The following is a 14,881-nucleotide window of genomic DNA, read 5'->3' on the forward strand; positions in this document are numbered from 1 at the left end:
GATATATTAGTAAATAAATAGATATAATATTATATTTTATTAATTCAACTGAAGAGATAACATAAAGTTTTGGACTTTGGTTTGTTTTATTTTTCTTTATGGAAGATTTTAGCTTGAATAAGAAGTTTATTAATGGACTTAGGTAACCTTATCAAAACCCTGATTGTAGGCGGAATGTTTTTATTGGCATTTCTAAACTTCAGTAATGCATTAAGGGTAAATAAAAAAGCTAATATCTGGTTTGGGTTCTTTGTATTGATTTGGTCCAGCTTTTGGCTCGATGAGATGATTTATCCAGCCCAAACTTTTCCTTCGGATTCCATTTTCTTTAGTCTCCGATTTTTACAATTTATGGTTCCATTGGTGTTTTTAGGAAGTGTTGTGTTCTACACCAATCCGCATTATAAATTCAAAAGCCGGGATTTACTCTTTCTCGTACTACCCGTCATCTTTTTATCGGTCATGTTTTTAGGAAAGGACCATGAATTTAAAGGTTATAAAACCATATTAATGGGTTTGTTTTTTACACAAGCTTTAGCTTGTAATGTGTTGGCATATTTTAAAGTACAAAAACATCAAAAAGTAATAGAATCCTTTTCTTCCAATACTTATAATATTGATTTAAGTTGGATCAAATACATTATCTATTTCTGCCTTCTATGCTCCGTGTTTTTCTTAATGCTGAACCTGATTTATCCTGATAGGGATTTGAATTCATTAACCAATCTATTTTTCTTGTTCATTCTATATTTAGTTACTTTTTATTCCATTCGGCAGGTTGAGATTTTTCCAGTGGGCTTGAAGTTGGAGGAAACTTTGGAATCTGCTAGTTCCATTTCGAGTGAGAACTCGGATGCCAAAGTCAAATTGATGAGCGATAAGGAATTGTTAGAGGCAAAGTCAAGACTTGCGAAATTAATGGAATCCGAGGAGGTTTATCTAGATTCTGAGTTAAATTTGGTAAAACTAGCACAAAGGATGAATTTGAATAGTCATCAGTTGTCTTATATTATCAATTCAGGTTTCGAGGTTAATTTCTTTCAATATATCAATGCCTATCGTGTTGAAAAGGCAAAAAAGCTGTTAGTCGATCCCGACATGGAAGCCTATAATATGGTTTCCATAGGATTTGCTTCTGGCTTTAATTCGAAAACTGCTTTCAATACTGTTTTTAAAAACATGACAGGGCAGACCCCATCCGAATTCCGTCAATCCAAATCCTAAAACAGTTTAAGCCGAGTACGAATTTTAACTAAATTCTTAGATATACTTGTTCGTATTTATAAAGTGGAACTTGTAACTAACACTTAATCAGGTTTTTGATTGTTTTTTATTTTAGTTGTTCCAAACTATAAGTTGAAACGGTTTTCCTTATAAAGCGCACTAATTTTGGTTCTATATAATTGGAAATACATCCATGAGAAGATCAAAATTTTTAGATATGAGGTACTATGAAGAGATTGCAATAAATGCAGATTTAGAATTCGTTGAAGAGCTATTGGTAAACCATAAATACATAAAGGAATGGGAGGCAGGCATTGAGATTTTTAAGGAGCTTCGTGTAGATTCGGAGAAGACCTATATCAACCATTGGGATATTGAAAATAATATTGATTATATCTATACCTTAAAAGAGAATATTGTGGGGATAAGTTTATGTTTGGAAGCTAAACCATTGGAAGAAGAAGGTAGAGATCAAACCAATGCACATTGGGTTATGCTGTATGTGAGTCAAGCATTGAAAGGTATAAAAAGACTAGCAGAAGCTGGGTAGGCTTCTGCTAGTAGGGTAATTTTATTAATTAAAGAAGGATGTTAATTATGTTGGTATCCTCCATAATATTTAACAGGGCTCCAACTCGGAATTACTTCCAGCTCAGGTTTTTTGAAATTCTGGAATTGATCATCAGCATATACCACCTTTCCATCAACAATGGTAAGGTTAGATTTAAGGTTTTTAATATTATCTTCAGGGATATTGAAGTAATCCTCATTAAGGATAATTAAGTCAGCAAAATAACCAGGTTTCAACATTCCTTTTTCGTGGCTTTGTTTAATCAGGTCATAGCCGCCTTTAGTCATTAGTTTTAATGCTAAATTTCTATCCAGTCGATTTTCTTTCTGTAGAACTTCTGTGTTACCGACAGTTTTTCCCGATACCAACCAATGGATTGCCAACCAGGGGTTGAACGAAGATACTCGGGTAGCATCTGTCCCTAAACCAACAGGGATGCCCATTTCTAAGATTTTATGAATTGGCGGGGCTTCATTGGCGGCTTTCTTTCCGTATCGACGAATAAAATTTTCACCTTGAAAGGACATTCTATTTTGGATTGCAATTCCACCGCCTAGGGCTTTTATCCTCTTCAGGTTTGCATCACTGACTGTTTCAGCATGGTCAATAAACCAAACCAGATCGCCCAATGGGTTTTCCTCATTGACAGCTTCGATTACATCCAACATTCTACCAATGGTTTGGTCGTAAGTTGCGTGCAACCTGAAAGGCCATTTATTGTTGACCAATAATCGGATTACTGGCAATAATTGAGTTTCCATGGAATCTGGGAGTTCAGGGCGAGGGAAAAGGAAGTTTTCAAAGTCTCCTGCATCAGCCACGATATTTTCACCCGCACCAGCTACATAATAATCCTTAGGTGTTGCGGTTGCTTTGGGATGAATTCCTACATCAACCATGCCCACCCATTTGGTATAATCATTTAGTTCTTGACCTTTCTTTTGTGCGAACAGATAATGTGGAAGTCGAATGGTTATTTTCCCTTCTTCATTTAATTGATCGGTGATACCGTAATCATCAGGGTAATTTTGGAAACCACCACCCGCATCCATTACGGAAGTAATTCCCAATCTGTTCAATTCCGTCATATACAATAAGGAGGAATTGATCTTTTCGGCATCAGAAAGTTCAGGAAGTTTAGCCAGGGTAGAGTAGAGGATAAAAGCATTAGGTTCGGCAAATAGCATTCCCGTAGGGTTTCCATGCTTATCACGTTCAATTAATCCACCTGGAGGGTTTTCACTTTCCGAATTAAGTTTCAAGGCAGCAATTGCAGCTTTATTCAGATACACTTTCCCATATAAATACAGTACAAAGGTAGGAACATCCCCAGTTGCGGCATTGATTTCTTCAAGTGTTGGGAATCGTTCTTCTTTGAATTGATATGGTGACCATCCACCTACTACTCGGACCCATTGCCCTTTTGGTGTTCTTTGGGCTTGTTCTTTTAGCATTTGAAGTGCTTTTTCGAGGCTGTTCACTCCGTCCCAGCGTAGTTCACTATTATAAAATCGTCCAGCGCGAATAACATGCGCATGAGAATCGAATAATCCCGGAACTACTGTTTTGCCTTTCGCATCGATAGACTTACTTTTCTTGCTGCGAAGTTTATTGATCTCTGTATTTGTTCCAATTGCAAGAACTTTGTTGCCTTTTAGAGCAATTGCTTCCGCAGTTGTATTGTTTTCATCCATTGCATGGACTTTAGCATTATATATTATGATATCAGCATTTCCTTGAGCATATAAATGATTAGAGGAAAGTGCAACTATGATAGCTAAAAATGTAGTCAGGAAGGTATTCTTTAAGTTTCTCATGATCGATATTATTTTATGAACTAATTACTTACGTTTTTTTTCTGGAAGAATAATGCGTAGTATGCAAGAACTAATAGAGCAGGAATCAATAAGACCACCAGTCCGTATTTTGCCGATAAGATTGCACCTAGGATACATCCGATTAAAAAGCCTATGATTAATACAAGGACTCTCCAAAAGCTAGATTTGGTCTCTGCATTTTTCTCTTCACCAGTAAATGCATGGCAGAAATCAAGGGTTGCTTTCGTAACATTTCCGGTCATCACTGTTGTCGGTCCAAATGTTGAATTCCCATAAAGTTTATTTACTGCATTTTGGATTCCCAAAGCGAATACTACAACCAGTACGATTGCGAAATTCACAAAGGATTCTACTGGGTAATCCTTACCAACAAAGTATGATAACAATGCAGATATTGCTAATATTACACCCATTACCAAGTACAATGCTCTTTCATCCTTGATTTTATTGTTCAGGAAACCTGTACAATACACCGCGATAATAAAAACAGGAAAGGTGAGCAGAATACTAAAGTCAGCGAGCTGTGGATTATGGATCAATTTATTGGCAAATACCACAAAGTTTCCTGTCACATGGGCCGAGAATACTTCATTTCCAGAGGTGAACGTTGCGGTATCTGCATATCCAGCGACGAATACAAGGAGGAAATTAGAGATGATTTTTGAAATGTTGTTTTCCATAATAATTAATGTAGAAAATTGTTTAAGATCCAGTAGTCCAGGGATTTGGTTCCAGGGCCTAATAATACAAGAAGCAATAGTGTCAAAGTGTACATATAGGGTACATCTCTTTCGACTACGCTATCCTTTCTATGGATTACGAAGTACCCAATTGCGGTAATCATTAAAGCTGGCAGGATAACCAATCGAGTTCCAAGGCCTACTATTCCTAAGATTGGAAGATAAAGTGTCGCGAAAACAGAAATGAAATTATTTAGTTTTCGAGGTAATCCCAAAGGATTGGGGGTGTCGTGATGTGCATCCAGTTTTTTTAATCCATGGACACGGATAAGTTCAATCATCAGTAACACCCTAAATCCTAGGAATACCCAGTTGTTAAATTCTGATCCTAAATCAGAGTATAATATTTTGGATAATAGCTCTAACATGGATAGGTATTAAAATGAGAAACAAGAACAACCTAAAGTTCCCCAGAAAGAGGTGTAATTATTTACAGGAATGTTGCTCATTCTTGCTACGTTATGGTTATGTCCATGGACGTTACAAGAACCTATACAAGCATGGATATATTGAGCTTGTGCCTGAGCCATTGCTCTTGCTTTCGCTGTATTTACATCTGAAGCATTTCTATTATAGCTTGATAATTCCAAGTTGTTAGAACCAGGGTAATATCCATTATAGCTTTTAGTTGGTGACCAATCTGGAAGAATTGGAAGAACCGGAGGAGCCTCATTTCTGAAATCCCCCTTCGCATATACGATCTTCCCCCCAACTACTGTTAAGTCTGCTTCAATATCCTTGATTTGGTCCTCTTGAACATTAAAATAATCACGATCCAATACGACAAGATCTCCTAACTGACCTACTTTTATTTCCCCTTTTTTGCCTTGTTCATTGGAGAACCAAGATCCACCTTTCGTATATAATTCGAGTGCGGTTTGACGATCAAGAACTGTAGAATCAGAATAGATGCGTTGTCCACCGACGGTTTTACCAGCGGTCAACCAATATAATCCTATCCAAGGGTTGTAACTGGCAACACGGGTTGCATCGGTACCTCCAGCAACAGGAACACCCATTTCCAACATTTTTTTGACTGGTGGCGTATGTTCAGTTGCTTCCTTACCATAGCGATCAGAGAAGTATTCACCTTGAAATGCCATTCTATGTTGAATTGCAATACCACCTCCCAATGCCTTAACACGTTCGATGTTCTGTTCAGTAATAGTTTCAGCATGGTCAAAGATCCAATGTAAGCCATCAAAAGGAACTTCTTTGTTCACTTTTTCAAAGACATTTAAAAATCTATTGATGCTTTCGTTATAAGTAGCATGTAATCGGAATGGCCATCTGTTGGTCACCAATAATTTGACCACTTTTTCAAGTTCTTCTTCCATAGTATCAGGTAGATCCGGTCTTGGCTGTAAGAAATCTTCAAAATCAGCTGCAGAATAGACCAGCATTTCACCAGCACCATTATGTCTGTATTTATCATCACCTTGGAATAGTTTTACACTATCGATCCAGCCTTGGAAGTCTTGATATTCTTCTTTCGGTTTTTGAGTGAATAGGTTGTAAGCAATTCTTACGGTAAGTTCATCTTCATCCCTTAGGGTTTCAATGACTTTATAATCGTCAGGATAGTTTTGGGAACCCCCACCAGAGTCGATAACACTGGTAATTCCGAATCTGTTCAATTCACGCATAAAGTGTCTTGTAGAGTTCAAAGATTCCTCGAAGGTCAATTTAGGACCTTTACCTAGTGTAGCGTATAAGATTGTTGCATTCGGAGTTGCCAGAATTAACCCTGTAGGGTTTCCACTAGCATCTTTTTGGATTTCTCCACCTGGAGGGTTTGGCGTGTTTTTATCATATCCTACTGCACGCAAAGCTGCTGCATTCAAGAAAGCACGATCATAAAGGTGCAATATAAATACCGGGGTATCCGGAGCTATTGCATTGATTTCTTCCAGGGTTGGCATTCTTTTTTCTGCGAATTGTTGTTCTGTCCAGCCACCGACAACGCGCACCCATTGTGGGTTTGGTGTTCTGTCAACTTGCTCTTTTAACATTCTGAGAGCATCTGCCAATGAAGGGACACCATCCCAACGTAGTTCCAAGTTATAGTTTAATCCCCCGCGGATTAGATGGGTATGAGAATCGTTGATCCCAGGGATAACAGTTTTTTGGTGCAAATCCACAAGTTTAGTCTTGTTGTCTGCGAAATCCATTACTTCTTTATCTGTACCAACGGCAATAAATTTATCATCTTTTATAGCCACTGCATTGGCTATTTGGTTTTCTTTATCTAAAGTATTAATCTTTCCGTTGTATAATATAATGTCTGCTTTCATGATTATTTATAATTAAAGTTTATACTTCTAAAATGAATATTGAATTCCCAATGCAGCGGAGAACAGATCCACAGCATCCGATTCTTTTAAGAATTGATCTGTTTTGAAGTAGGCAAAATCACCCATAAGCACCAATTTTTCTTTGAGGTGATATTGGGGACTGATTTGAAATTGACTACCAATATTTTTAGATTTTTGATTCAAGCTATTGATCAAAGGATTTCCGCCGACATCGTATACAGCATCTTGGGTAGAGTTTCGCCAGAAATAGATGTATTCCAAGGAAACGGTTAAATCCTGAATTGGATTCAATTTGCTGTAAACATGTATGTTTGTTAAGTTTTTAGGTCCTATGATAGGGCTTAAACCGAAATATGCGCCTTTAGGGTAGATCGGGTCAAAGGTGTTTATGATCTTATCGGTGGAGTCTTTATCCCCAGAGATATATTGTGCTTTGATTCCTAGGATGGGTTTCCATTTCCAATCATCGAATTTATAGGTAATATGTGCCGAAGCGGTTGATGATTTTATTCGATCTTCCGTATTGGATTTTCCCCATTGGAGCAATGCTTCTAAGTCATATGTGAAGTTTGAGTTACCTTCCCATACACGAAGACCTAAAGAATGTTTCTTAGTTTCATAGGTATGTAGATTGATGACTTCCTTATTCCTTTTAATTCCTAGGTAGTAGATGTCCAAGTTTTGAATCAGGGGGACATTTTTCTTGACGGCATAAATGCCCCAAAGGATATTATTTTGATTTAGGAATTTATCATTAAAGAAGCCAGTTTTTGCTTGTACGTAGGTGGAAATGAAGGCATCCAAAGTCAAATCTTTCTGTTCAAATTTAACTTTTAACGCATCAAATGATTGCCTGTTATTAGGGCCTTCTCTTACGGAGATAATTCTTTGAGAACCATATTGGAGTTCCTGACGACCAGCAATCACAGCGAGTTTAGTTTTCTTTCCTGTATTAAGCGTGTATTTGTAATAAGCTTGATGAAGGTCCAATACATTTTCATCGACCGGTGAGACGGGCTTAGGAATCCCATTCGCCAACCCACTTTGGAATTCGACTTTTATTTGATGATTATCTCCAAAATTAAGTGCAGCATTCCATAAGAATCGGGTCAATAAATAGTTGGAATTATTGTTTTTTTCCCAGTCTTGGTTATCGAAGTGAAAGTATTGCACGCGGATATCTCCTCCCTGTTTGAAACTTATTTTGGTATTAGTATGTGTGGAATCCTTTTGTTGAGAGAAACCAAAAACTGGTAATAATAAAATTATTAATAGCAAAGCTTTACTTATTATCATTCGCCAGTTTTTGGTTTTCTTTATCATCTTCTAATATTTAATAAGGCTAGAAGATTAATTGTTTTTGTTCAACATATGTTTTGCATAATGAACACCAAGTCCATAAGAACCACCTCTTTGTTTAATTAGGTTGTTTACTGGTTCATAAGTTTCTTGGCGAGCCCAGTCTCTTTGAAGTTCAAGCACATATTGTACAGCAGTAATAGGGATTACACCAGCTTGTTGCATACGAATCATAGCCATGTTATGAGCCTCAGGAGTGATATCACCACATGCATCAGTAACTACATAAACTTCATAGCCTTCATCAATTGCAGATAATGCTGGCATTGCAATACAAACGCTAGTCCATAAACCTGCCATTACAATTCTCTTTTTACCGGTTGCAACGATTGCATCATGCGCATTTTGGTCTTCCCAAGTGTTCATAGTTGTACGGTCGATATAAGGGTGTGATGATTGAGGGTATACATCTTCGATTTCTGGGAATACAGGTCCTGAGAAGGTTTCTTCAGCAACCGTGGTTACGATTGTAGGCACATTGAAGATTTTAGATCCACCTGCAAGTAGAGCCACATGCGCTCTCAATTGCATCATAGGGATAGAAGAAGTAGCGAAAGCCATTTGTCCTTCATGATCGATTAACACTAAAGCATGATTGTCTGGTGTCAAAAGTGATTTTGCTGGGGTTGGATTTGTGGAAGTCATAATCTTTTAATTAAATAGTGAAAAAATAAATAGTTAAATAATAGTTGCTTTTTAAATTATTATCTCTGTATGTAAGTATATTTCAAAGGTATTTTATGAGGAGGGGTTATTCATTGATCTATGTTAATAAATTTAAAAAGAACATTTATTTGTTCAACCATTTAGTATAGAGTAAGTTTTAACAATTCTAAGGAAATTACTAACAGGGGGTAAAATGCGATTTCTAGCCTTTGAGGCCATATTTTATATGATTTTATAGTCAATGATTTTTAATATAAAGGAAAAAATTGCTTTTACTCATCTTTGATTTCTCGTGAATAGATAAAATAATATCGCATTTTGGGTGGAATTATTATCTCTAGAATTATGTTTTTCGACCAGAAGATAAATTTTTTTATAAAAAATGGATAACTGATGTGCCTTTTTGTGGAGATTTGAAAATTAATATTTTCCGTGATTTAAAAATGACCAAAAATGAACTGTTTTTGTATTTTAGTGCAATTCATAGGATATTCACTCTAATAAATGATTAAACCAGACCATATTGATGAAAGAGATTTGCTTGTACAATTGCAGCAAGGTGATCGTGTTGCTTTTGAGAAGCTTTACCATCAATATGCGCCCAAACTAACAGTAAAACTTCTTCAATTGGTAAAATCTGAGGATTTAGCTCAAGATCTATTACAAGACATATTTCTAAAAATTTGGCAAATGCGTGCTGACTTGAAGGAAGAGCGATCCTTTGCAGCCCTTCTATATACGATGGCGACAAACCTTTCCCTTAATTCTTATCGAACTGCAGTCAGAGAACAAAACCGAATAATGCAAATCAAGCCTGGAGAATCCTATTCTCATATAGAGGAGGATCTGCAATTTGCAGAAACAAATAAGGTGTTTAATGATGCGCTCAGCACATTGACTGATAGACAAAGAGAAGTCTATATGATGCATAAGTTGGAAGGTAAGAGTTATAAGGAAATCAGCGATACGCTAAAAATAAGTCATTCAGCAATCAATCAACATTTGCAACTCGCTAATAAACAAATCAGACTTTATCTTCAAAATCATCTGCCCCAATTGTTGTTTTTTATTATTCCTTTTTTATCTAGCGATTATTTTAAGAGTTAATTTGTTATTTTATTTAATTGATAAACAAGGGTTTATAAAATATTTGAAAATTTTTATTAAGATGAACTGTTAGTTTATGGATTGCTGGTGTACTTATTATATACACACTACTAACTATTAATAAGACCCTTTTATAAATCCAGCATGGAAAAGAAGGTACATTATCGTATTTTATTTTATAAATATATACATGATACTTTGGATGAAGCAGAACTAGAGTTGTTAGCATCCATTATTGAGTCGGAGGAATATGAATCCGAACGAGAAGCCTGTTTCAAAGAATATTTCCAGTTATCCGAAGAGGAGGAGCCAGACCAAGCATTATTGGATAAATCTTTGCCAATAGTTGATGAAACCTGGAAGCAATTAACCCTAAAACTCAACGAAGAAAATCACGTTTTAAGAATTCCCCAAAATAAATTTCAGAAGTATTTTAAATATGTGGCTGCAATTGTTCTACTATTAACCATTGGTTCAGTTTGGTATTATATGTTGAATAAAGGTAAAGAAAGACAAGAAGTACAAATTGTAGCAGAAGAAATTCTTCCGGGATCCAATCGAGCAACCTTATCCTTTGAAGGTGAAAAATCCATTACACTAAGCGAAGCGCAAACTGGATTAATTGTTTCCGAAGATGGGATGAGTTATTCCGATGGAACAAGTCTTGTTAAATCTGATGCGGTAAAAATTGCGAGGGTGAGTACTCCGCGTTCTGGTCAGTATCAAGTTAAGTTGGCAGATGGAACGAAAGTGTGGTTGAATTCTGCGTCTTCTATAGAATATCCAACGCAGTTTGTTGGACCAAGCCGAAGAGTAAAAGTTAGTGGGGAAGCCTATTTGGAGGTTAGTAAAAACCCTGAGCAGCCTTTTATTGTTGAAACAGGGTGGCAGGAGATTAAGGTTCTGGGGACTAGTTTTAATGTGAACACTTATGGGGATAAGGGTCGATACCTGACGACCTTAGTTGAAGGAAGTTTAGAGGTGAGTTCAACAAAGAGCCAAGAAAAGGTATTGATTAAACCCGGACAACAAGCGATTCTTTCCTCTGAAGGGAGTTTAAAGACGCAGGAAGTAGATATTGATGAGTATGCATCTTGGAAAGATGGTATTTATGTGATTAATAATTTGACCCTGGAGGAGTTTGGAAACCAGATTGAGCGTTGGTATGATGTGGAGGTAGATATGGGGAAATTTAAGGATCGAAAATTATCTGCAACCATCCGCAGGGATGTCAAATTGAACGAAGTTTTAGAGGCAATTGAATTAAATACAAAAATTAAATTTAGTGTAAAGGATAGGAGAGTTTCAGCTTATCAATAGAAGTAATTCGAATGAGTTGAAATATCAACAAAGTCTGCCGAGGTGCTGAAGACACCTCTGGCAGATTTACCTGACCAAAATAGAGTTTAGCTAACTATTTTTTAAACCAGACAATACAAACTTAATAATAAGATGTGATTAAAGAGCTTTAATAGCATCTTGAAAATTTTTAATGGGTGTATTGTTCATTTATGATTTCACAATGAGCAATAAAAAGCGTGTTTTTTTATTAAAAATGAAACTAACTTTCTTTTTGTTTTTATTTTCCATGTTTGGCGCAATGGCTAATTCCAATGCTCAGAAAATTAACCTAGATCTTAAGGGAGCTACTTTAAAAAAGGCTTTTTTAGAGATTACTAAGCAGACGGGTTTTATTTTTATTTATGAGGAGGGGTCCATTAATCCTAATTGGAAAGTCAATCTAAAAGTTTCTAATCAGGAGCTGCAAGAAGTTATGCCGCAATTATTGGAGGATAGGCCTTTACAATATAAGCGAAGTGGAAAGTCTATTTCAATTTCCATGAAGCCAATTTCAAAAAATGTAATTTCTCCAATTAAGGAAAGTTCCGAATCGAATGCTCAAGAAACCATTGGAGGCCAGGTGCTGAATGAAAAAGGAGAGAAGTTGGCAGGAGCTACCATCAAAAATCTTCGTACAGGCAAAAGCTATTCGACGGATGCTCAGGGAAGTTTTAGTATTGATGAGGTCCGGACAAATGATGTGTTAGAAATCAGCTATTTGGGCTATGAAAGGGGGCAAGTAAAGGTTGATGACAAACAGTTCTATAATATCCAATTAAACCCCAAGCCAGAAAGTATTGGAGAGGTTACTGTTGTCAATACAGGTTTTCAAACGATTTCAAAGGAACGCTCTACAGGTTCTTATGGGACTGTTTCGAAAGCACAACTTGAGAAACCGGCAACTGATATTTCGCAACGGTTAGTAGGTACTATTGCTGGTGTTCAAGCACGCTCCATCGACGATAAAGGAAATCCGAAGTTTGAAATCCGAGGGCAATCGAGTTTATTGGCTAATGCATCGCCATTGGTTGTTGTAGATGGGTTTCCTATACAAGGAGACTTTGCTTCAATCAATCCCAATGATGTGGAATCAGTTACTGTGTTGAAGGATGCAGCAGCAGGTTCAGTTTGGGGTGCTCGATCAGCAAATGGGGTTATCGTCGTTACGACGAAGAATGCCGGTAAGAATTCGCCTTTAAAGGTGGATTTAAATGTGTTCACCAAAATTTCTCCGAAAATGGATTTGGATTATGTACGTCCATTGGCGTCGTCTTCAGAAACGGTAGATTATGAGATGAAAGCCTACGAAAATTGGAGAGCCTTACCTGATCCCATTTCATTTTTTGATGTTGGTTACGATTGGAGTACTGCCTCCATTGTGATGAATGAAGCAAATTATGGATTTATTTCAAAAGCTGAGCGAGATGCCCAACTGGCAAATTTGAAAACCTTGGACAATAAGAAACAAATTTCAGATTATCTATTAGCGAATCCAACTGCTACTCAATATAATTTATCCATCTCAGGTGGGTCAGAAAGGATGACAAATTACTTGTCATTAATGCATCAAAGTAATCAATCCAATTTTAAAGAAACAGACTCTAAGAAATACCTTATCAATTTTAGGAATAATTCAAGTATTACCAAATGGTTGGATCTAACCTTGGGTGCGAATTATCTATATAATAAAGATAATAATAACGGAGTAACCCTGACAGATCTGAACAGTTGGTCCCCATATGATATGTTAAAGAATCCGGATGGATCTTATACCAATATTCATAGATATTATACACCAATATTAGATAGGGATGTTCCTACTGCATCTTTTCCATATTCGGATTGGACCTACAATCCGATTTTAGAAATTGCTAACAGAAAGCTTAGCGTAGACCAGAGTCAGGCAAGATTTCAGGGAGCATTGAATTTTAAACTATTGAATGGCTTAACAGCGGAATTGAGGGGACAATATGAATATGGTAACTATAATACTCGAGAATTATACAATGAGAATAGCTTTGAAGTAAGAAAAACTGTCAATGAGTCGACGACATGGGATTCCTCCGTTGATCCAAATGTATTTATTGCAAATCTTCCATTAGGAGGAATCTTAAAGCAAAAACGAGTTCGGACAGATTTATATAATGTAAGGGGTCAACTAAGGTATAATCGAGAATTAGGAATGGATCATGAACTGGATGCTCTTGCGGGAATGGAATTTCAGAGTTTGGTTGGTCAAACTTTTGAGAATCCGCCAGCCTATGGATACAATGAAGAGACCTTGGCTGTTGGTACTTTTCCAAATGGCCCTGGAGGACCCAATAGCCCAATATATGATTACATGGGACAAGAGATTACTTTCCCTTACCTAAATACCTTCGGATATACTACGCAACGTTTATTTTCAGCCTATGGAAATGCAGCATATACCTATAAACAAAAGTATGTTTTAAGTGGTAGCTATCGTTTTGATGCATCCAATTTAATCACTGATAATCCTCGGTATAGGTATGCACCATTCTTTTCCATTGGAGGGATGTGGCATGCTCATAAAGAAGGCTTTATGGAAAATGTTGATTGGGTAGATCGCTTGTCAGCTCGCATAACCTATGGTAAATTAGGGAATTATGATCCTTCCACTACCTTTAGGCCATTGATTACACCGAGTCAATCTCCCGACCTTTATATCAATGGATTAATAGCGAGTTTTGCAAGTTATGGAAATCCAACTTTGAGATGGGAGCAAACCAGCAATTGGGATTTGGGAGTAGACTTTTCATTATTTGATCATAAATTATTTGGTAAGCTGGACCTGTATAAGAAAAACGGAACAGATTTATTGGCGGAGCTATCGATACCATCAATTCATGGAACTTTCATGCAGAAACTCAACAATGCTGCCATGGTCAATAAAGGAGTTGAAGTTGAATTAGGGACTTCACAAAATTTAAGTTCTGATTTACAATGGACGGGGAATCTGAATTTCTCTTATAATAAAAATGAGATCACAGACTTGTTTGTTGTTAATTATAATGCATTCCAAATGCCATTAGGAGGTACAGCAGCTTATGTCAAGGGTTATGATGCGAATACAGCATGGAGGTGGCAATATTCGGGAATTGAAAATAATCAACCGACCAAAATAGGTCCTGAAGGTCAGCCTTTCCCACTTTCTGCATTTCCGGAAGGGGATCCATTAACCTATTTAAAAAATATGGGAACTATGGTTGCCCCTTATACATTAGGTTTTATGAACTCCTTCAAATACAAGGATTTCAACTTTTCATTTATTGTCACTGGGAAATTTGGGCACGTCTTTCAGACCTTAGGTTTTAATTATCCACCGAATTGGGTTTCCAGAGTATTACCTAATGCTAAGTTGACAGAGGTCAATAGCGGCGATCCTTCGAAGATAGTTCCATTACCATTAAATAAAGATGATTCAGAGTATTATATCTGGGAGTATTTCACGAGTTCAATGGATTATTTGATACAATCAGCGTCGCATGTTCGACTTCAAGAGGTTAATTTGAGTTATACATTCCCGAGTTCTATTTCAAATAAAATAGGATTGAATAATGTGTTATTGTATGCCCAGGGGAATAATCTATTTAGTTTTTATTCCAATAAAGCGGGTGAGGATCCTGAATATCCGATGGGAAGTTTGAGGCTTATGCCAAGCTATACTTTTGGATTGAAGTTCGACTTTTAAAATTTTGA

General features: G+C 36.7%; 11 protein-coding genes. 5 read left to right on the forward strand and 6 right to left on the reverse strand.

The window, feature by feature from the left end; all coding sequences use genetic code 11:
* The first annotated feature begins 132 nt into the window (after positions 1–132).
* The gene (locus PZ892_RS06980; protein ID WP_182498776.1) at positions 133–1,224 is read left to right on the forward strand and encodes a helix-turn-helix domain-containing protein; all 1,092 of its coding nucleotides are present in this window, start codon (positions 133–135) and stop codon (positions 1,222–1,224) included.
* Positions 1,225–1,441: 217 nt separating this feature from the next.
* A complete protein-coding gene (locus PZ892_RS06985) occupies positions 1,442–1,774 on the forward strand; it encodes a hypothetical protein (RefSeq protein WP_182498775.1) in 333 nt (110 codons plus the stop codon).
* A 41-nt stretch (positions 1,775–1,815) separates the two neighbouring features.
* On the opposite strand, the gene PZ892_RS06990 is transcribed toward PZ892_RS06985, so the two are convergent.
* Genes PZ892_RS06990 through PZ892_RS07015 form a run of 6 tightly spaced genes read right to left on the reverse strand, consistent with a single transcriptional unit; the run spans position 1,816 to position 8,692 of the window.
* On the reverse strand, positions 1,816–3,612 hold the full coding sequence (locus PZ892_RS06990) for an amidohydrolase (protein ID WP_182498774.1): 1,797 nt from the start codon (positions 3,610–3,612) through the stop codon (positions 1,816–1,818).
* A 20-nt stretch (positions 3,613–3,632) separates the two neighbouring features.
* A complete protein-coding gene (locus PZ892_RS06995) occupies positions 3,633–4,313 on the reverse strand; it encodes a YoaK family protein (protein ID WP_182498773.1) in 681 nt (226 codons plus the stop codon).
* Between the two features lie 5 nt (positions 4,314–4,318).
* Entirely contained in the window at positions 4,319–4,741 is a 423-nt protein-coding gene (locus PZ892_RS07000) for a DoxX family membrane protein (protein ID WP_094281508.1), read from the reverse strand.
* Positions 4,742–4,750: 9 nt separating this feature from the next.
* Entirely contained in the window at positions 4,751–6,667 is a 1,917-nt protein-coding gene (locus tag PZ892_RS07005; RefSeq protein ID WP_182498772.1) for an amidohydrolase, read from the reverse strand.
* 27 nt (positions 6,668–6,694) lie between these two features.
* A complete protein-coding gene (locus tag PZ892_RS07010) occupies positions 6,695–8,011 on the reverse strand; it encodes an alginate export family protein (protein ID WP_188713406.1) in 1,317 nt (438 codons plus the stop codon).
* Positions 8,012–8,038: 27 nt separating this feature from the next.
* Positions 8,039–8,692: a hydrolase gene (locus tag PZ892_RS07015; RefSeq protein WP_094281514.1), complete on the reverse strand. Its 654-nt coding sequence runs from the start codon at positions 8,690–8,692 to the stop codon at positions 8,039–8,041.
* Between the two features lie 525 nt (positions 8,693–9,217).
* On the opposite strand from PZ892_RS07015, the gene PZ892_RS07020 reads away from it, so the two are divergent.
* From PZ892_RS07020 to PZ892_RS07030, 3 genes are all read left to right on the forward strand, one after another.
* Entirely contained in the window at positions 9,218–9,820 is a 603-nt protein-coding gene (locus tag PZ892_RS07020) for a sigma-70 family RNA polymerase sigma factor (RefSeq protein ID WP_277712584.1), read from the forward strand.
* A 144-nt stretch (positions 9,821–9,964) separates the two neighbouring features.
* Complete coding sequence (locus PZ892_RS07025; RefSeq protein ID WP_182498769.1) at positions 9,965–11,140, forward strand: FecR family protein; 1,176 nt, start codon at positions 9,965–9,967, stop codon at positions 11,138–11,140.
* Positions 11,141–11,375: 235 nt separating this feature from the next.
* Complete coding sequence (locus PZ892_RS07030; RefSeq protein WP_277712585.1) at positions 11,376–14,873, forward strand: SusC/RagA family TonB-linked outer membrane protein; 3,498 nt, start codon at positions 11,376–11,378, stop codon at positions 14,871–14,873.
* The last annotated feature ends 8 nt before the right edge of the window (positions 14,874–14,881 follow it).

The sequence above is a fragment of the Sphingobacterium sp. WM genome, assembly GCF_029542465.1.
Lineage (GTDB): Bacteria > Bacteroidota > Bacteroidia > Sphingobacteriales > Sphingobacteriaceae > Sphingobacterium > Sphingobacterium cellulitidis.

Coding starts and splice junctions, on each gene's coding strand:
- PZ892_RS07010 (WP_188713406.1), bottom strand. CDS start 8,011: ATGATAAAGAAAACCAAAAACTGGCGAATGATAATAAGTAAAGCTTTG.
- PZ892_RS07000 (WP_094281508.1), bottom strand. CDS start 4,741: ATGTTAGAGCTATTATCCAAAATATTATACTCTGATTTAGGATCAGAA.
- PZ892_RS06980 (WP_182498776.1), top strand. CDS start 133: ATGGACTTAGGTAACCTTATCAAAACCCTGATTGTAGGCGGAATGTTT.
- PZ892_RS06995 (WP_182498773.1), bottom strand. CDS start 4,313: ATGGAAAACAACATTTCAAAAATCATCTCTAATTTCCTCCTTGTATTC.
- PZ892_RS07015 (WP_094281514.1), bottom strand. CDS start 8,692: ATGACTTCCACAAATCCAACCCCAGCAAAATCACTTTTGACACCAGAC.
- PZ892_RS07030 (WP_277712585.1), top strand. CDS start 11,376: ATGAAACTAACTTTCTTTTTGTTTTTATTTTCCATGTTTGGCGCAATG.
- PZ892_RS07020 (WP_277712584.1), top strand. CDS start 9,218: ATGATTAAACCAGACCATATTGATGAAAGAGATTTGCTTGTACAATTG.
- PZ892_RS06990 (WP_182498774.1), bottom strand. CDS start 3,612: ATGAGAAACTTAAAGAATACCTTCCTGACTACATTTTTAGCTATCATA.
- PZ892_RS07025 (WP_182498769.1), top strand. CDS start 9,965: ATGGAAAAGAAGGTACATTATCGTATTTTATTTTATAAATATATACAT.
- PZ892_RS07005 (WP_182498772.1), bottom strand. CDS start 6,667: ATGAAAGCAGACATTATATTATACAACGGAAAGATTAATACTTTAGAT.
- PZ892_RS06985 (WP_182498775.1), top strand. CDS start 1,442: ATGAGGTACTATGAAGAGATTGCAATAAATGCAGATTTAGAATTCGTT.